Origin of the sequence: Pseudomonas sp. SID14000 (assembly GCF_002165135.1) — a bacterium.
In the GTDB taxonomy this organism is placed as follows: Bacteria; Pseudomonadota; Gammaproteobacteria; order Pseudomonadales; family Pseudomonadaceae; genus Aquipseudomonas.
In genome coordinates this window covers 290,084-308,171 of record NZ_NFZQ01000005.1, presented here as the reverse complement: position 1 = coordinate 308,171, position 18,088 = coordinate 290,084, and the positions used below count along the sequence as shown (strand labels likewise).

Here is an 18,088-nt window from a genome sequence, read left to right as displayed (position 1 = left end):
AATTAGCTCAGGACCGGCAGCGTATCCACAGTCAATGCATCAGGCAATCGAATCTCGACAGCAACGGGAAGGTGGTCTGAAATTGGCTGCGCCAGCACCTCGACACGCTCCAGCGTGAGGCTTGGGCTGAGCAGGATGTGGTCCAGGCAACGCTGTGGGCGCCAACTGGGGAAGGTGGCCTCGACTTGCGGGGCAATCAGGCCCAGGTCGCGCAGCGGCGAGTGCTCCAGCAGGTCGGTGGCGTGGGTATTCATGTCGCCCATCAGCACCTGGTGGCGGTAGCCGCCAATCAGCTCGCGGATGTAGCCCAGCTGCAGGGCGCGGGTCTTGGCGCCGAGGGCCAGGTGCATCATCACCACGATCAGCGCATCTTCGCCCTCGCCAAAACGCACCAGGATCGCACCACGCCCAGCCGGGCCGGGCAAAGGGTGGTCCTCGAGCAACTGCGGCTTCAGGCGGCTGAGCACGCCATTGCTGTGCTGGGCAAAACGCCCAAGGTTGCGGTTGAGTTGCTGGTACCAGTAGGGGAAGGCGCCCAGGTGGGCGAGGTGCTCGACCTGGTTGACGTAGCCCGAGCGCAGGCTGCCGCCATCGGCCTCCTGCAAGGCCACCAGGTCGAAGTCGCCCAGCAGTTGGCCAATCTTCTGCAGGTTGCCGGCACGCCCGTTGTGCGGCAACAGGTGCTGCCAGCTGCGGGTCAGGTAATGCCGGTAGCGCTCGGTGCTGATGCCCACCTGGATGTTGAAACTGAGCAGCCGCAGGCGACCATCCTCGGGCAGGCCAGGAGCCTGCAGGTGATGCTCGTTGACCTGCGGCTGGTGCAGGCCAATGCCACGCGCGGTTCTGAAGCGGCGCATGGGTTACGCCGCTTACTTAGCGGCGCGCTCCTTGGCGATCAGCTGGTCGGCAACGTTCAGTACGCCTTCCGGCCCGCCGGCGGTACCCAGGTCGAAACGGTACTTGCCATTGACCACCATGCTCGGAACGCCGGTGATCTCGTACTTCTTCGCCAGTTCCTTGGCCTGGTTGACCTGGCCCTTGATGGCGAACGAGTTGAAGGTGGCGAGGAACTTGTCCTTGTCCACGCCCTGGGTGGCGAGGAAGTCGGCCATGTCCTGCGGATCGGTCAGGCGCTTGCGCTGGTTCTGGATGGCATCGAACACCGCGGCGTGCACCTTTTGTTCGACGCCCATGGCTTCCAGGGTCAGGAACATCTGGCCGTGGGCGTCCCATGCACCACCGAACATGGCCGGCACGCGCTTGAAGTTGACGTCCTTGGGCAGTTTCTCGACCCATGGATTGATGGTCGGCTCGAAGTGGTAGCAGTGTGGGCAGCCGTACCAGAACAGCTCGACCACTTCGATCTTGCCAGGCACGGAAACCGGAACAGGGTTGCTCAGCTCGAGGTATTCCTTGCCGGCGACAGGCTCGGCGGCCTGGACGGCAGTCATACCGAATACGCTGGCAGCGACCAGCGCGGCGCTGAGAATCAGTTTACGCATGCTTTACTCCTGGGCAGTCATTGGTCGCCACGACGCGACCTGCACTGAGACAGGCCGGGAAGGGGCCGAGTTCTGTAGTTTAACGGGTACGGACGGAAAAAAGGGCGGTCCAGCCGCCCTTTCATCATTGGCCCACAACATTAACTGAAAGTTAATGCGCCGCTGACGCAGCCCCTGTAGGAGCGCGCCGCTAATCAGTGCAGGCCCTGGATGTAGCTGGCCAGCGCCTCAATGTCGTGGTTGCTCAGCTTGCCGGCGATGGTGCGCATGGTCATGGCATCGCCATCGTTGGTGCGGTTGCCTTCGCGGAAGTCGGTGAGCTGCTTGGTCACGTACTGTGCGTGCTGCCCGCCCAAGTGCGGGAAGCCGGCCAGGGCGATACCCGCGCCGTTCGGCGAGTGGCAGCCGGTGCAGGCAGGCATGCCTTTTTCCAGGTCGCCGCCGTTGAACAGCGCCCGGCCACGTTCGACCAGCTTGGGATCGGCGGCGCCCACGCTACCTTTCTGGCTGGCGAAGTAGGCGGCGATGTCGGCCAGGTCCTGGTCGCTGAACGCAGCCAGCATGCCGGTCATCTCCAGCACTGTACGCTTGCCCGACTTGATATCGTGCAGTTGTTTTTCGAGATAGCGCTGACCTTGGCCGGCCAGTTTCGGGAAGTTCGGTGCCAGGCTGTTGCCGTCGGGGTTGTGGCAGGCACCACAAACGGCCGTTTTGGCCTGGCCGGCGGCGGCATCGCCTTTGACGGGTTGCGCAGCAGTGGCCGCACCTGCGACACCCAGGGTCAACAGCAGACTCACGACTAGTTTGTTCATCAGCTAATCCAACACGGCTAAGGGTGAAATGTTATGTATCGGGACTGCCACTCATCCAAAGGATGACCAAACGGTAGTCCTCGGCACTGCAGTCCATGCACAATCCACGCGGCGGCATAGCCTTGAAACCCTGGGTCACGTGCTTCACCAGTACATCCATGCCTTGCGCCAGCCTTGGCTCCCATGCTGCCCGGTCACCCTGCCTGGGTGCCTGTGGCAACTGCCCGGTGTGACAGGCCGCACACGTGCGGTTGTACAACACCTCGGGATCCTGTGTAGCCTGTGCGCTGAAAAACGGCAGGAACATACCGACAGCAAGCAGCCATTTCGCCATGCGGAACGACCTTCAGGGTTGGGGGCCGCGCTGCGTTCTGTTGCGCGAGCTATTGTTCGACACCCCATGCCCGTTCTCCTTCGCCGGGAGAATGAGCACACAAAAACTGGGGCATTATATACTTCCGCCATCCAAACGGAAACGACACCGCTTGCCAGGCTCGGGTCTAAAGAGTCAGGCAACACCCACATCGGATATCCCATGCAAGTCAAGAACCCCATCCTCGGCCTCTGCCAGAAAGCCAAATTCGCCCTCAGCGCTGCCAAGGTCGAACAATGCCCGGACGACCAGGGTTACGAGGTGGCTTTCGCCGGCCGCTCCAACGCCGGCAAATCCAGCGCCCTCAACACCCTGACTCATGCCAGCCTGGCGCGCACCTCGAAAACCCCCGGGCGCACCCAGCTGTTGAATTTCTTCAGTCTGGACGATGAACGGCGTTTGGTCGACCTGCCAGGCTACGGTTATGCAAAAGTACCGATTCCGCTCAAGCAGCACTGGCAGAAACACCTGGAAGCCTACCTGGGCAGCCGGGAGTGCCTGCGTGGCGTGATCCTGATGATGGACGTGCGCCACCCGATGACCGACTTCGACAAGATGATGCTCGACTGGGCCAAGGCCAGCAGCATGCCGATGCACATCCTGCTGACCAAGGCCGACAAGCTGACCCACGGCGCAGGCAAGAACACCCTGCTCAAGGTGCAATCGGAAATCCGCAAGGGTTGGGGCGATGGCGTGACCATCCAGCTGTTCTCGGCGCCCAAGCGCCTGGGCGTGGAAGAGGCCTACCGGGTGCTGGCGGACTGGATGGAGCTGGAAGACAAGCCAGTAGCCTGAGGCCTGCACCGCTCGTTGTAGGAACAGCCTTGTGCTGCGAAGAGGCCATGACAGGCTGTATAAATCTGTTGGCGGTACCGGCCCTTTCGCAGCACAAGGCTGCTCCTACAGGGGGTAGCAGCGCCATCAGATCAAATTCCGGGCAAAAAAAACCCCGGACTTCGTATGGGGAGGGAGAAGTTCGGGGTCCAAGTCCGGACCGCTAGGGCGGGGTCCAGATATCTGCCAACACTTAACACAACATAGGAGCATCGAAAGGCTTCACCAGCCATTCAGTAACTCTGAGTTCCGCTTCACCGGTTTAGTTCCAACGCCCTGAAAACTATTTGCGATAGTTTCATGAAGCCTCAGCACCACTGGCACTGAGCGGTGCCAGGACCCGCGTCCCTATGTCACGGATCCTACACAGCTTCCCCGCTCGATCAGTGAGCTTCGTCCCAATTCGCACCAATTCCTGCCTCGACCAGCAGCGGCACGTCCAGCTGCGCAGCCCGGCTCATGTGCTGGCGAATTTCATCTTTCACCTGCTCCACCAGGTCCTCGCGCACTTCCAGCACCAGTTCATCGTGTACCTGCAGGATCACCCGGGCATCCAGCCCGCTCTCGGTCAGCCAGTTATCCACATTGACCATGGCCCGCTTGATGATGTCAGCCGCCGTGCCCTGCATCGGCGCGTTGATCGCCGTGCGCTCGGCGCCTTTGCGCAGGGCCGGGTTCTTGGCATTGATATCCGGCAGGTACAGGCGGCGGCCGAACAGGGTTTCGACAAAGCCTTGCTCCGCCGCCTGGGCGCGGGTGCGCTCCATGTAGGCCAGCACCCCCGGGTAGCGGGTGAAGTAGCGGTCGATGTAGTCCTGCGACTGCTTGCGGTCGACGCCGATCTGCTTGGCCAGGCCGAAGGCGCTCATGCCGTAGATCAGGCCAAAGTTGATGGCCTTGGCACTACGGCGCTGGTCGCTGGTGACGTCGGCCAGTGCCACGCCGAACACTTCTGCCGCCGTGGCACGGTGCACGTCCAGGTCATTGCGGAAGGCATGCAGCAAACCTTCGTCCTTGGCCAGGTGGGCCATGATGCGCAACTCGATCTGCGAGTAGTCCGCCGCCAGCAGCTTGTAGCCCGGGCTGGCAACGAAGGCTTGGCGGATACGCCGGCCTTCGGCAGTACGGATCGGGATGTTCTGCAGGTTCGGGTCGCTCGACGACAGCCGGCCGGTGGCCGCCACCGCCTGCTGGTAAGAGGTGTGGATACGCCCGGTACGCGGGTTGATCTGCCCCGGCAGCTTGTCGGTGTAGGTGCTCTTGAGCTTGCTCAGGCTGCGGTACTGCATCAGTACCTCCGGCAGCGGGTAGCCTTGCTCGGCCAGTTCGTCGAGCACCGCTTCTGCCGTGGATGGCTGACCCTTGGTGGTCTTGCTCAGCACCGGCATGCCCAGTTTGTCGTAAAGGATGGCGCCCAGCTGTTTGGGCGAGCCGAGGTTGAATTCCTCACCGGCCAGCTCATAGGCACGCTGCTCCAGCTCGACCATCTTCACCCCCAGCTCACCACTCTGCACCCGAAGCAGCTCTGCATCGACCAGCGCCCCCTGGCGCTCGATCTTGGCCAGCACCGGCACCAGCGGCATCTCGATGTCCATCAGCACCGGCTGCACGCTCGGCGTCTGCGCCAGGCGCGCCTGCAGCGCGTGGTGCAGGCGCAGGGTGATGTCGGCGTCTTCGGCGGCGTAGGGGCCAGCCTTGTCCAGGTGGATCTGGTTGAAGGTCAGCTGCTTGGCGCCCTTGCCCGCGATGTCCTCGAAGGCGATGGTGGTGTGGTCGAGGTACTTCAGCGCCAGGCTGTCCATGTCGTGACGAGTGGCGGTGGAGTTCAGCACGTACGACTCGAGCATGGTGTCGTAGGCAATGCCGCGCATTTCGATGGCAGGCGAGCCGTTGGCGAGGATGTTGATGTCGTACTTGGCATTCTGCCCGACCTTGGCCTTGGCCGGGTCTTCCAGCAGTGGCTTCAGCGCCAGCAGCACGGCGGTACGATCCAGTTGAACCGGCGCCCCCTCATAGTCGTGGGCCAGCGGCACATAGGCCGCTTCATGCGGTTCGACGGCAAACGAAAGACCGACCAGCTGCGCCTGCTGGGCGTCCAGACCGGTGGTCTCGGTGTCGAAGGCGAACAGTGGCGCCTGGCGCAACTTCTCCAGCCAGAAGTCGAGACGGGCCTGGTCGAGGATGGTTTCGTACTTGGGCTCGGCCTTGGCCACTGGCTCCGCGACCGGCGCAATATCATCACCGGCCTTGGCCGCGTCGCGCTGCACCTCGGCGACCCAGCTCTTGAACTCCATCTCGGTGTACAGCGCCAGCAACGCCTCACGGTCAGGCTCGCCGCACACCAAGGCATCTACTTCGATGTCCAAGGGTACATCGACCTTGATGGTAGCCAGCTCATAAGACAGGAACGCCGCGTCGCGGTGCTCTTCCAGCTTGGCCGGCAGGGTCTTGGCGCCGCGAATGGCCAGCGTCGGGACCTTGTCCAGGTTGGCGTACAGGTCACTGAGACCGCCGCCGATGCCGGTCAGCAGCCCCACCGCGGTTTTTTCGCCCACGCCCGGCACGCCGGGGATGTTGTCGACCTTGTCGCCCATCAACGCCAGGAAGTCGATGATGTGTTCCGGGCCGACGCCAAATTTCTCGTAAACGCCGGCCACGTCCAGCACGCTTCCGGTCATGGTGTTGACCAAGGTAATGTGCCCGTCCACCAGCTGCGCCATGTCCTTGTCACCAGTCGAGATGATGACCGGCCGGCCCAGGGCCGCACTGCTGCGTGCCAGGGTACCGATCACGTCGTCGGCCTCGACCCCCTCGACGCACAGCAGCGGGTAGCCCAGAGCCTTGACGCTGGCGTGCAGCGGCTCGATCTGCACCCGCAGGTCGTCCGGCATGCTCGGGCGGTTGGCCTTGTATTCGGCGAACATGGCATCGCGGAAGGTGCCACCCTTGGCGTCGAACACCACCGCGAACAGGCTGTCAGGGTATTGCTTGCGCAGGCTCTTGAGCATGTTCAGCACCCCCTTCACCGCGCCGGTCGGCATGCCCTTGGAGGTGGTCAGCGGCGGCAGCGCGTGAAAGGCGCGGTACAGGTAGGAGGAACCGTCCACCAGGACGAGGGGCGCTTGGCTCATGAGCAGAATCAACCTTTTCGACGGGTCCGGCGCTAGAATAGCCAGAATCATTGACGACAAAGGGACAAGGTTATCATGCGTACACTCAATCGCCTGTTACTGCTCGGTCTGTTGGCAACCATGCCGGTCGTCACCCTGGCGGCGGACGACGCCCCCTCGGCCGATCCCGAGGTGACCATTCGCACGGAAGGCGACAAAACCATCCAGGAGTACCGGCAGAACGGGTTCCTGTATGCGATCAAGATCACGCCGAAAAACGGCAAGCCTTATTTCCTGGTACGCGCCGATGGCTCTGATGGCAATTTCATTCGATCCGACCAGCCGGACATGCTGATTCCGTCCTGGAAGATCTTCGAGTGGTAATCTGACGCGCACCGTTCACATCAACCCGGCACTTCCCGGCGGAAGTGCCCGTATGGGCAAATTTTCATCATGTCAGTCTTCACCCCCGTGACCCGGCCTGAGCTGGAAACCTTTCTGGCACCGTACGAGCTGGGTCGCTTGCTCGATTTCCAGGGCATCGCCGCTGGCACCGAGAACAGCAATTTCTTCGTCAGCCTCGAACAGGGGGAGTTCGTCCTGACGCTGATCGAGCGTGGGCCCAGCGAGGACATGCCGTTCTTCATCGAGCTGCTCGACACCCTGCACGCTGCCGATATGCCGGTGCCCTATGCGATACGTGACCGCGACGGCAATGGCCTGCGCGAGCTGTGCGGCAAGCCGGCGCTGCTGCAGCCAAGGCTGTCGGGCAAACATATCAAGGCACCGAACACCCAGCACTGCGCCCAGGTCGGCGAGCTGCTGGCGCACATTCACCTGGCTACCCGCGAACACATCATCGAGCGCCGCACCGACCGTGGCCTGGACTGGATGCTGGCTTCGGGTGTCGAGCTGCTGCCGCGCCTTACCGCCGAGCAAGCCGCGCTGCTTCAGCCGGCGCTGGATGAAATCAGCGCGCACAAGGCACAGATCCTGGCCCTGCCACGGGCCAACCTGCATGCCGACCTGTTCCGCGACAACGTGATGTTCGAAGGCACCCACCTGACTGGTGTGATCGACTTCTACAACGCCTGTTCCGGGCCGATGCTGTATGACATTGCCATCACCGTGAACGACTGGTGCCTGGATGAACACGGCGCGATCGATGTGCCACGCGCCCAGGCGCTGCTGGCAGCCTATGCGGCGCTGCGGCCGTTCACCGCGGCCGAAGCCGAGCTGTGGCCGGAGATGCTGCGGGTAGGCTGCGTGCGCTTCTGGCTGTCGCGCCTGATTGCAGCGGAATCGTTTGCCGGAATGGACGTGATGATCCACGACCCGAGCGAGTTCGAAGTGCGCCTGGCGCAGCGCCAGCAGGTGGCTTTGCACCTGCCGTTTGCCCTCTAGTCCAACTTCTGCTTCTTCGCGGGCATGCCCGCTCCCACAGGGATAACACAAACCTCAAGGTTGTCGTTGTACCTGTGGGAGCGGGCGTGCCCGCGAAGAGGCCGGCACAGCCTTACAGCCCCCGGCAATTTATGCTGCGGCGCTGAAATCCCGGGGCGGCTGCGTAGCCCTTTCGCGACACAAGGCCGCTCCTACAACGGACGTGCGCTGCTTCAGGCTTTTCTGATTTTGTCTCGAATGGTTGTCCGGTTTCAGGATTGGGAAATATCCTACGAGCCGCGCCCCCTGCCATCACCTTCTCAGAGGGAACCAGTGCCTCTAGGCTTCATCCATCGCCGAATAACTTGGCGATCGGGTGTGGTAGCCCGGATGCATTTGTTCCATGACAGTCTATGGCGGCTGTGCGTGGGAGGCTTTCGAGCCCGCCTGGATTGGAAAATGCCCGGGTCTACCACCTCGCGTACAGTCGCCACCCATTCACGTGGTAGTGATGGTTGGTGACAATGAGGAGCATTTTCCAATGGCTAAGAAAATCGTCCCCGATCCACCTTTACCCTGCACCTCCACCCGCCCCTTTGGCCGCTGCGATGCTGGCCACGAACCACTGTTCACCGTAAACCCGAACATTTCTGCCGAGGATGCCTTGGTTCACGTAGCCCTGTACCTGCGTGGCGCCTATGAAACGGGCTCCAAAGCCTTGGAGTACCTGCGCGAAGAAGGCCGTGGCATGTATTGGTCTAGCCTGCATTCCATTGAATTGGCGGAGGGGTTGGTGGAGGCGATACTCGATGGGATCGAGTCGTCGCCTGAACCGCAGAAGAAGGTATGAGGCTGGTGGTGTTTGGCGGGGGATTGGGTGAGGGCTGACAGGTGCCCGCCTTGAGGTTTACAGCGCCTGTGAGATCGAGCGCCGCCCGCGCGGCGCTTCGCGGGACAAGCCCGCTCCCACATCTGTTTCGGGCCAGTCACTCCTGTGAAGCCACCTCTGTCCGCCTTGTGTGTTCCATTCGATATCGAAGGGTACGCCACTGCATCTCATCAATCTCCAGCCATACACCAAGGCTGCAAACCTGGCGCAGGAGTAATTGGCCCAAAACAGATGTGGGAGCGGGCTTGTCCCGCGAAGCGCCGCGCGGGCGGCGCTCGATCTCACAGGCGCTGGAACCCTCAAGGCAAGCACCTGGTCGCCCTGATGCAATCTCCTGCAAGGCCCGGCTTACAGCTGCTCCAGGCACCCAACCAGGTCGCTGCCCAGTTTCTCCAGCAAGCGCTCATAGCCTTTGCCATCCACCAGGTCGGTACCGCCCAGGGCATCCAGCTCGGCCAGGCGCACCGGCAGCCCTGCTGTCAGGGTCTCGGCCAGCCGCGGCCGCAGCGGTGGTTCGCTGAACACACAGGTCTTGCCCACTTCCTGCAGGCGCTTGCGCATGGCCGCCACATGCTGTGCACCCGGCTGCACCTCGGACGCCACGCTGAACACCCCGGTATGCTTCAGGCCATACTCGGCCTCGAAATAATCGAACGCTTCGTGGAACACGAAGTACGGCTTGCCGGCAATCCCGGCCACCCGCGCCTTGATCCGCCCATCCAGTGCGTCCAGGCGTTCGTCGAAGGCCTTCAGGTTACTCTGATAGCGCGCCGCATTGGCCGGGTCGACCTGCGCCAAATCTTCCGCCATTTTCGCGGCAATTACCCGCGCGTTGACCGACGATAGCCACAGGTGCGCGTCCAAACTGCCCGGACGGTGGTCGTGGTCATGGTCGTCGTGGTCTTCTTCCTCATGGGAATGGCTGTCCTCGCCAAAGTGTCGCAGCTTCATGCCTGGTAGCTCCTGCACAGCCACCGTGGGCTTGCTGCGATTGCCCAGTACCCGCGGCAGGAAGCCTTCCATGTCCGGGCCGATCCAGTACAGCAGGTCGGCATCACCCACTCGCCGAACGTCGGACGGGCGCAGTGCATAGTGATGCGGCGAAGCGCCCGGCGGCAGCAATACCTCAGGGCTGCCAACACCGTCCTGCACGGCGGCGGCAATCTGCTGCAAAGGTTTGATACTGGTCAGCACGCGCACGTCAGCCTGGGCGGAAAATGCGATGAAAGCGACAAAAAGGACTAGGAATCGGGACACGGTGAATACTCGAGTCGTCAGAAACAGGTAACATAATAACGTCTCCGTCCAGAACCGTCGCTGCCCATGTCTATCACGCCACTGGCCAATCGTCCTCACGATCACTCCCATTGCGTACACAGCGCACTGGCTGAAGCCGACGCCTTGTGCACCCGCCAGGGCCTGCGCCTGACCGCGCTGCGCCGTCGCGTGCTGGAACTGGTGTGGCAAAGCCACAAGCCGCTGGGTGCCTACGACATCCTCGCCGTGCTCAGCGAGCAGGACGGCCGCCGGGCTGCGCCACCCACGGTGTACCGCGCGCTGGATTTCCTGCTGGAAAACGGCCTGGTGCACCGTATCGCCTCGCTCAACGCCTTCATCGGCTGCAGCCATCCGGAACACCTGCACCAAGGCCAGTTCCTGATTTGCCGGGCCTGCCATGTGGCCATCGAACTGGAACAGGACAGCATCAGCGAAGCCATCATCAGCAGCGCCAAGGGCGTGGGCTTCACAGTCGAGACCCAGACTGTGGAAGTGGTCGGCCTGTGCAGCAATTGCCGGAGCGCGGCATGAGCGATGCACTGATCCGCCTGGAGCAGGTCGGCGTCACCTTCGGCGGCGAGGCGGTGCTCGACAGCATCGACCTGTCGGTCGCACCTGGCCAGATCGTCACCCTGATCGGCCCGAACGGGGCGGGCAAGACCACTCTGGTGCGCGCCGTGCTCGGCCTGCTCAAGCCGCACCGCGGCAAGGTATGGCGCAAGCCGAAGCTGCGCATTGGCTACATGCCGCAAAAAATCCAGGTCGATGCCACGCTGCCGCTGTCAGTCCTGCGCTTCTTGCGCCTGGTGCCCGGTGTAGACCGTGCGGCAGCCTTGTCGGCTTTGCAGGAAGTGGGCGCCGAGCAGGTTATCGACAGCCCGATCCAGACCATTTCCGGCGGTGAGATGCAGCGCGTGCTGCTGGCCCGCGCCCTGCTGCGCGAACCTCAGTTGCTGGTGCTCGACGAGCCGGTGCAGGGCGTCGACGTGGTCGGCCAGACCGAGTTGTACAACCTCATTACCCGCCTGCGCGACCGCCACGGCTGTGGCGTGCTGATGGTTTCCCACGATCTGCACCTGGTGATGAGCGCCACCGACCAGGTGGTGTGCCTGAACCGCCACGTGTGCTGCTCGGGCCACCCGGAGCAGGTCAGCGGCGACCCGGCATTCGTCGAGCTGTTCGGCCAGAACGCCGCACCCAGCCTGGCCATCTACCACCACCATCACGACCACAGCCACGACCTGCACGGCTCGGTGGTCGCCCCTGGCACCCATGTTCACGGAGCGCACTGCAAGCATGGCTGATTTTCTTCTCTACGCCCTGCTTGCCGGTTTGTCCCTGGCGCTGGTGGCCGGCCCACTAGGCTCCTTCGTGGTGTGGCGGCGCATGGCCTATTTTGGCGACACCCTGTCTCACGCCGCCCTGCTCGGCGTAGCCTTGGGCTTTGCTCTGGACGTCAGCCCGGCGCTGGCGGTAACCGCGGGCTGCCTGCTGCTGGCGATCTTGCTGGTGACCTTGCAGCAACGCCAACCGCTGGCTTCCGACACCCTGCTCGGCATCCTCGCCCCCAGCACCTTGTCGCTGGGCCTGGTGGCGCTGAGCTTCATGCACGACGTGCGCATCGACCTGATGGCGTACCTGTTCGGCGACCTGCTGGCCATCAGCACCACCGACCTGGCCTGGATCCTCGGCGGCAGCGCGCTGGTCCTGCTGCTGCTCGCTGTGCTGTGGCGGCCGTTGCTGGCGGTCACCGTGCACGAAGAGCTGGCCATGGTAGAAGGCCTGCCGGTGGCCGGCCTGCGCCTGGCGCTGATGCTGCTGATCGCGGTGGTGATTGCCGTGGCCATGAAGATCGTCGGCGTGCTGTTGATCACCTCGCTGCTGATCATCCCTGCTGCTGCGGCGCAGCGTCACGCCCGCTCTCCCGAACAGATGGCACTGGGGGCCAGCCTTCTGGGCGTGGCGGCGGTATGCGGTGGTCTGGCCATGTCCTGGTTCAAGGACACCCCCGCCGGCCCGTCGATCGTGGTCTGCGCGGCGGTGCTATTCTTGCTGAGCCTGGCCTTGCCAAAACGCTGAAGAACAGGGCGCGTACAGGCGCGCCCTGCAACCTTTTCGCACGTAAAGGGTCTGTAAGACTTGTTTTCGAGCGTGCGCACCTGGGTGTAGACTTGCTCGCTTTTTGCGCAAATAGAGAGTCGCAGGAATGAAGCCGTTCGCCTCCCGTTATCTGCTTGTTGCCGCGTTTTCCCTGTTCCTGGCTGCGTGCTCCAGCGCACCGGTCGAACAGGCCACCGCACCTGCCCAAGCCGATGCCTGGCAGCAGTTGCAACAGAACATCGCCAGCAACGAGCTGGCCACCGCCGAAGACCAGCTGGCCGCCCTGCAGGCCCAGGCGCCCGATGACGCGCGTCTGGAGCAATATCAGCGCCAGCTCGCCGAAGCCTACCTGCAACGCAGCCAGATCTTCCTGCAGAAGGGTGATGTGAACGCTGCCGCAACCGCTCTGGCCCGTGCCCGCGCGCTGATGCCGCAGGCCCCGGCGGTGACAGGTGGCGACGCCGTGACCCAGGCCCGCAAGGCCGATCTGGAGAAGGCTGAAGCGGCGTTGAAAGCAGCCGAGGCCAAGCCGAAGGCGCGCATCATCGACCCGGCCGCACCGAGCACCGTCGTGGCCTTGAAGACCACCGACAGCCGCGCCATGCGTCGCCAGCTGGATGACATTGCCGCCGATGTTGTGAGCTATCAATGTGACGTGGTGTTTCAGGTGCCGCGCACAGAGGATGCGCCTTGGCTGAAGACCTTGCTGGAGAAACGCGTGCGCAAGATCGACAGCGGGTTCGAGCTGAAGCAGAAGCACGAGATTCAGCGGTCATTGCCGGCGCAGGTGGTTCTGGTTCCGCATCAGCGTTAAGAATCTGGGGGCGCTACGCGCCCCTTTCGCGACACAAGGCCGCTCCTACAAGGGAATGCGATCTCCTGTAGGAGCGGCCTTGTGTCGCGATGGGCTGCAAAGCAGCCCCCTTAGGCCGGCACAGCCTCCGCAGCCGCCTCCCGCTCCCACACCCGATGCCCCTCTACTGCTTTGACAAAGGCATCCACGGTCTTCTGGTTATCCCCCTGCAGCAACCCCTTGTCCTCCTTGAGCCCCAGGCTGCCCACCAGCTCCTTGGTCAACACCATCGCCTTCAGGTGCTTGTAGCCTTCCAGCAGGAAGTGCTTGGCCAAACCGCTGGCCGCCAGTGCATCGGTCGAAGCCTTGCCTGCAGGCACGACAATCCCATCGAACATGATCGATGGCATCCCCTCCATCGAAGCATCCACCGGCATCTGCTTGCCGTCTGCGGCCTTCACCGGTGCCGAGGTCGGCCCGAGCAGCATCGGCCGGGCACTGTGCGCTTCCAGGGCCTTGACTAGCTTGTCCACGCTGGCAGCGTCTACGCCATCTGCCACCAACACGGCAATCTTGCGCCCCTTGATGCCAACCGAACCCGGGTGGTTCATCTGGCTCAGGGCAGGCGACCGCGCAAGCTGGCTACCCTTCACTTGCACCGTGCCCGCGCTCGGCGCAGGCAAGCCCAGGTTGGCAGCCACTGCAGCCGCCAGCTTCAGGTCGATATTGGCGAGAATTTCATTCACTTCCCGAGCAGGAATCGTCTTCCGTTCCACTTTGCCCAGTTCAAAGCTGTAGGCCTTGATGATGTGCTGCTGCTCGGTCGGGCTCATGCTCTGGAAGAACAACCGTGCCTGCGAGAAGTGATCGCTGAACGACTCGCTGCGCTGGCGGATCTTGTGCGCATCGATACGCTCCTGGTAACTCTCGAAACCGCCATCCTGCGCGGCAGGTGGCGTTTCCTTCGGCCAGCCGCCGTCGATGGAATTGGGTTCGTAGGATGCGCGGCCCCTGTGCACCACATGCTGATGCAGGGCGTCGCGCTGGTTGTTGTGGTTGGGAGCGACGGGGCGGTTTACCGGTATCTGGTGGAAGTTGGGCCCGCCCAGGCGGCTAAGTTGGGTATCGGTATAGGAGAACAGGCGCCCCTGCAGCAACGGGTCGTTGGTAAAGTCGATGCCAGGCACGATATGGGCCGGGCAGAACGCCACCTGTTCCACTTCGGCAAAGAAGTTGTCCGGGTTTCGGTTCAGGACCATCTTGCCCAAGGGGGTAACCGGCACCAGCTCTTCCGGGATTATCTTGGTCGGGTCCAGCAGGTCGAAGTCGAACTTGTGCTCGTCGGCTTCCGGCACGACCTGCACGCCCAGTTCCCATTCCGGGTAATCGCCCGTCTCGATAGCCTCCCACAAGTCGCGACGCTGGAAGTCGGTGTCCTTGCCTGCCAGCTTCTGTGCTTCGTCCCATAGCAGGGAATGCACGCCCTGGCGCGGTTTCCAGTGGAACTTGACGAAGCTGGCCACGCCTTGGGCGTTTATCAGGCGGAAGGTATGCACTCCGAAACCTTCCATCATTCGCAAGCTGCGCGGGATCGCACGGTCCGACATCGCCCACATGACCATATGGGCCGACTCCGGCACCAGCGAGACGAAATCCCAAAAGGTGTCATGGGCCGAGGCGCCAGTCGGGATTTCGTTGTGCGGCTCCGGCTTTACGGCGTGGACGAAATCCGGGAATTTGATCGCATCCTGGATGAAGAACACCGGCATATTGTTGCCCACCAGGTCGAAGTTGCCTTCGTCGGTGTAGAACTTGACCGCAAAACCCCTCACGTCACGCACAGTGTCGGCTGAGCCGCGTGGGCCTTGTACCGTGGAAAATCGCACGAAAACTGGCGTGACTTTCTCCGGGTCCTGCAGGAAGCCTGCCTTGGTCAACTCGGCGTGGTTGCCATAGCTCTGGAAATAACCATGCGCTCCCGTCCCTCGCGCATGCACAATGCGCTCCGGGATACGCTCGTGGTCAAAGTGCGTGATCTTCTCGCGCATGATGAAATCTTCGAGCAGAGAGGGTCCGCGGTCACCGGCCTTCAGCGTGTTCTGGTTATCAGCGATGCGCACCCCCTGATTGGTACGCAGCGCACGGCCTGTGGCATCGCTGCGGTCAGCCTCCAGGCTCTGCAACTTGGCGTTGGTATTGGCCCGGTCCGGGGTCTGGGTGCCGGCGGCCTCGCTGTGCTTTGGCGCATCCGTGTTTTTGCTGGGCATGGTCGGCTCTCCTCATCAGTCTGCAGGCGTGCCCGTTCGGGCTTGTTCAGGTAGTGACCGGAGCGCTTTGCCGAGCGTTCAATCAGAATTACCGGTTGTCGCGATATGCCCGAAGGATTGGTGCATTACGAAATAAATGCTAAGAACAGCTATGGGAAAAGGCTAAAATGCGCGACCCCAGCTAACAGCTGACCCAAATTCCATGCGCCCCACAAGGTTCGCTACGTGATCGAGTTCCAACAGGTACATAAGACCTACCGCGTCGCCGGTAGGGAAATCCCCGCACTGAATCCGACCAGCCTGACTATCGAAGATGGCCAGGTGTTCGGCCTGATCGGCCATTCCGGCGCCGGCAAAAGCACCATGCTGCGCCTGATCAACCGCCTGGAAGAGCCCTCCGGCGGCAAGATCATCGTCGATGGCGAAGACGTTACCGCGTTCAACGCCAGCCAGCTGCGCGGCTTCCGCCAGCAGGTCGGGATGATTTTCCAGCACTTCAACCTGCTGGCCTCCAAGACCGTCGCCGACAACGTCGCCCTGCCACTGACCCTGGCCGGCGAGCTGTCGCGCAACGAAATCGACAAGCGCGTGACCGAGCTGCTGGCCCGTGTCGGCCTTTCCGACCACGCCAGAAAGTACCCGGCACAGCTGTCTGGCGGCCAGAAGCAGCGCGTCGGCATCGCCCGCGCCCTGTCCACCAACCCGAAGATCCTGCTGTGCGACGAGGCCACCAGCGCCCTCGACCCACAAACCACGGCCTCGGTCCTGCAATTGCTGGCGGAAATCAACCGTGAGCTGAAACTGACCATCGTGCTGATTACCCACGAAATGGATGTAATCCGCCGGGTCTGCGACCGCGTGGCAGTGATGGACGCGGGCCAGATCGTCGAGCAAGGCTCGGTGGCCGAGGTGTTCCTGCACCCGCAGCACCCCACCACCAAGCGTTTCGTCCAGGAAGACGAGCAGATCGACGAAGGCGAGCAGCGTGACGACTTTGCCCACGTGCCGGGCCGCATCGTGCGCCTGACCTTCCAGGGCGACGCCACTTACGCGCCCCTGCTGGGCACCGTGGCCCGCGAAACCGGTGTGGACTACAGCATCCTCGCCGGGCGTATCGACCGCATCAAGGATGTCCCCTATGGCCAGCTCACCCTCGCCCTGATCGGCGGTGACATGGAAGCGGCGTTCGCCCGCTTCAAGGCAGCTGACGTACATATGGAGGTACTGCGTTGATGGACGCCCTGAATTTCTTCGCCAACGTCGACTGGGCCGAAATCTGGCTGGCCAGCGTCGATACCATGATCATGCTGTTCGGCTCACTGTTCTTCACCGTGCTGCTCGGCCTGCCGCTGGGCGTGCTGCTGTTCCTCTGCGGGCCGAAGCAGATGTTCGAGCAGAAGGGTGTGTATGCGCTGCTGTCGCTGGTGGTCAACATCCTGCGCTCACTGCCGTTTATCATCCTGCTGATCGTGATGATCCCTATCACCGTCCTGATCACCGGCACTTCGCTGGGCGTCGCCGGTGCCATTCCGCCGCTGGTGGTGGGCGCCACGCCGTTCTTCGCGCGCCTGGTGGAAACCGCCCTGCGTGAAGTGGACCGTGGCATCATCGAAGCCACCCAGTCGATGGGCGCCACCACTCGCCAGATCATCACCAGCGCACTGCTGCCGGAGGCCCGTCCGGGCATCTTCGCGGCCATTACCGTGACCGCCATCACCTTGGTGTCTTACACCGCCATGGCCGGTGTGGTCGGTGCCGGTGGCCTGGGCGACCTGGCCATCCGCTTCGGCTACCAGCGTTTCCAGACCGACGTGATGGTCGTCACTGTTGTGCTGTTGCTGGTACTGGTTCAAGTCCTGCAGAGCGTGGGCGACAAACTGGTCGTGCATTTTTCCCGTAAGTAACCCCAATGGGGTCGGCCCGGCCGACCCGTTCGGGGGCCGTCGCGGCCCTCACAAGGAGTGATCAATGAAGAAGCTGCTTGCTGTTGTCGCCGCTGTCGCGGCCTTCTCGGCCCACGCCGAATCGCTGACTGTCGCCGCCACCCCGGTACCGCACGCCGAAATCCTCAACTTCGTCAAACCTGCATTGGCGAAAGAGGGCGTGGAGCTGAAGGTCAAGGAATTCACCGACTACATCCAGCCGAACGTGCAGGTTGCCGAAAAGCGCCTGGACGCCAACTTCTTCCAGCACCAGCCATACCTGGATGAGTTCAACAAGGCCAAGGGCACCAAGCTGGTGAGCGTTACCGGCGTGCACATCGAACCGCTGGGTGTGTACTCGGCCAAGATCAAGAAGCTGGACGAACTGTCCTCCGGCGCCACCGTGGTCATCCCCAACGACGCCACCAACGGCGGCCGCGCCCTGCTATTGCTGGACAAGGCCGGTGTGATCAAGCTCAAGGACAACAAGAACATCCTGTCTACCGTGAAGGATGTTGCCGAGAACCCGAAAAGCCTGAAGTTCCGTGAGCTGGAAGCAGCCACCATCCCGCGTGTGCTGACTCAGGTCGATGCTGCCCTGATCAACACCAACTACGCGCTGGAAGCCAAGCTGAACCCGGAGAAAGACGCCCTGGCCATCGAAGGCAGCGACTCGCCGTACGTGAACATCCTGGTTGCCCGCCCGGACAACAAGGACTCGGACGCGATGAAAAAGCTGGCCGCTGCACTGCACTCGCCTGAGGTGAAGCAGTTCATCAACGAGAAATACAAAGGCGCTGTGGTTCCGGCGTTCTAAGCCCACAT

At 62.5% G+C, this 18,088-nt stretch carries 18 protein-coding genes; 11 read left to right on the top strand and 7 right to left on the bottom strand.

Annotated features, from left to right (window positions below; genetic code table 11):
• Window positions 1-2: 2 nt before the first annotated feature.
• From CAY82_RS10050 to CAY82_RS10035, 4 genes are all read right to left on the bottom strand, one after another.
• Window positions 3-857, bottom strand: coding sequence for an endonuclease/exonuclease/phosphatase family protein (locus CAY82_RS10050; RefSeq protein WP_063912373.1), 855 nt, complete (start codon window positions 855-857; stop codon window positions 3-5).
• Between the two features lie 12 nt (window positions 858-869).
• The gene (dsbA, locus tag CAY82_RS10045) at window positions 870-1,502 is read right to left on the bottom strand and encodes a thiol:disulfide interchange protein DsbA (RefSeq protein ID WP_085691561.1); all 633 of its coding nucleotides are present in this window, start codon (window positions 1,500-1,502) and stop codon (window positions 870-872) included.
• Between the two features lie 194 nt (window positions 1,503-1,696).
• Window positions 1,697-2,314 carry a cytochrome c gene (locus CAY82_RS10040; protein ID WP_087501053.1) on the bottom strand — a complete coding sequence of 206 codons (618 nt, stop codon included), beginning with the start codon at window positions 2,312-2,314 and terminating at the stop codon, window positions 1,697-1,699.
• A gap of 31 nt (window positions 2,315-2,345) precedes the next feature.
• Window positions 2,346-2,648, bottom strand: a complete 303-nt coding sequence (locus CAY82_RS10035) for a cytochrome c5 family protein (RefSeq protein WP_015268479.1) — start codon at window positions 2,646-2,648, stop codon at window positions 2,346-2,348.
• A 201-nt stretch (window positions 2,649-2,849) separates the two neighbouring features.
• Between CAY82_RS10035 and yihA the strand changes: the two genes are divergently transcribed.
• Window positions 2,850-3,482 carry a ribosome biogenesis GTP-binding protein YihA/YsxC gene (yihA, locus tag CAY82_RS10030; protein ID WP_015268478.1) on the top strand — a complete coding sequence of 211 codons (633 nt, stop codon included), beginning with the start codon at window positions 2,850-2,852 and terminating at the stop codon, window positions 3,480-3,482.
• A gap of 422 nt (window positions 3,483-3,904) precedes the next feature.
• Here the strand turns inward: yihA and polA are convergent, their stop codons facing one another.
• A complete protein-coding gene (gene polA / locus CAY82_RS10025) occupies window positions 3,905-6,652 on the bottom strand; it encodes a DNA polymerase I (RefSeq protein WP_087501052.1) in 2,748 nt (915 codons plus the stop codon).
• 75 nt (window positions 6,653-6,727) lie between these two features.
• Between polA and CAY82_RS10020 the strand changes: the two genes are divergently transcribed.
• The 3 genes from CAY82_RS10020 (at window position 6,728) to CAY82_RS10010 (ending at window position 8,864) form a co-directional block, all read left to right on the top strand.
• Window positions 6,728-7,015 carry a DUF2782 domain-containing protein gene (locus CAY82_RS10020; RefSeq protein ID WP_013970316.1) on the top strand — a complete coding sequence of 96 codons (288 nt, stop codon included), beginning with the start codon at window positions 6,728-6,730 and terminating at the stop codon, window positions 7,013-7,015.
• A 69-nt stretch (window positions 7,016-7,084) separates the two neighbouring features.
• Window positions 7,085-8,035 carry a homoserine kinase gene (locus CAY82_RS10015; protein ID WP_087501051.1) on the top strand — a complete coding sequence of 317 codons (951 nt, stop codon included), beginning with the start codon at window positions 7,085-7,087 and terminating at the stop codon, window positions 8,033-8,035.
• Between the two features lie 520 nt (window positions 8,036-8,555).
• Window positions 8,556-8,864 carry a hypothetical protein gene (locus CAY82_RS10010; protein ID WP_087501050.1) on the top strand — a complete coding sequence of 103 codons (309 nt, stop codon included), beginning with the start codon at window positions 8,556-8,558 and terminating at the stop codon, window positions 8,862-8,864.
• 387 nt (window positions 8,865-9,251) lie between these two features.
• On the opposite strand, the gene CAY82_RS10005 is transcribed toward CAY82_RS10010, so the two are convergent.
• A complete protein-coding gene (locus tag CAY82_RS10005; protein WP_087501049.1) occupies window positions 9,252-10,160 on the bottom strand; it encodes a zinc ABC transporter substrate-binding protein in 909 nt (302 codons plus the stop codon).
• Window positions 10,161-10,226: 66 nt separating this feature from the next.
• Here CAY82_RS10005 and zur point away from each other — a divergent pair, with 66 nt between their 5' ends.
• From zur to CAY82_RS09985, 4 genes are all read left to right on the top strand, one after another.
• Window positions 10,227-10,712: a zinc uptake transcriptional repressor Zur gene (zur, locus tag CAY82_RS10000; RefSeq protein ID WP_015268473.1), complete on the top strand. Its 486-nt coding sequence runs from the start codon at window positions 10,227-10,229 to the stop codon at window positions 10,710-10,712.
• Window positions 10,709-11,485, top strand: a complete 777-nt coding sequence (gene znuC / locus CAY82_RS09995) for a zinc ABC transporter ATP-binding protein ZnuC (protein ID WP_087501048.1) — start codon at window positions 10,709-10,711, stop codon at window positions 11,483-11,485. Before zur ends, znuC begins: the two co-directional genes overlap by 4 nt.
• The gene (gene znuB, locus CAY82_RS09990) at window positions 11,478-12,260 is read left to right on the top strand and encodes a zinc ABC transporter permease subunit ZnuB (protein ID WP_087501047.1); all 783 of its coding nucleotides are present in this window, start codon (window positions 11,478-11,480) and stop codon (window positions 12,258-12,260) included. Before znuC ends, znuB begins: the two co-directional genes overlap by 8 nt.
• A 127-nt stretch (window positions 12,261-12,387) precedes the next feature.
• On the top strand, window positions 12,388-13,095 hold the full coding sequence (locus CAY82_RS09985) for a PA5502 family lipoprotein (protein WP_087501046.1): 708 nt from the start codon (window positions 12,388-12,390) through the stop codon (window positions 13,093-13,095).
• Between the two features lie 110 nt (window positions 13,096-13,205).
• Here the strand turns inward: CAY82_RS09985 and katE are convergent, their stop codons facing one another.
• Window positions 13,206-15,341, bottom strand: a complete 2,136-nt coding sequence (gene katE / locus CAY82_RS09980; protein WP_087501045.1) for a catalase HPII — start codon at window positions 15,339-15,341, stop codon at window positions 13,206-13,208.
• A gap of 225 nt (window positions 15,342-15,566) precedes the next feature.
• Between katE and CAY82_RS09975 the strand changes: the two genes are divergently transcribed.
• From CAY82_RS09975 to CAY82_RS09965, 3 genes are all read left to right on the top strand, one after another.
• A complete protein-coding gene (locus CAY82_RS09975; RefSeq protein WP_087501044.1) occupies window positions 15,567-16,574 on the top strand; it encodes a methionine ABC transporter ATP-binding protein in 1,008 nt (335 codons plus the stop codon).
• A complete protein-coding gene (locus tag CAY82_RS09970; protein WP_087501043.1) occupies window positions 16,574-17,245 on the top strand; it encodes a methionine ABC transporter permease in 672 nt (223 codons plus the stop codon). The genes CAY82_RS09975 and CAY82_RS09970 overlap by 1 nt, the downstream gene beginning before the upstream one ends.
• 64 nt (window positions 17,246-17,309) lie before the next feature.
• The gene (locus CAY82_RS09965) at window positions 17,310-18,080 is read left to right on the top strand and encodes a MetQ/NlpA family ABC transporter substrate-binding protein (RefSeq protein ID WP_087501042.1); all 771 of its coding nucleotides are present in this window, start codon (window positions 17,310-17,312) and stop codon (window positions 18,078-18,080) included.
• The last annotated feature ends 8 nt before the right edge of the window (window positions 18,081-18,088 follow it).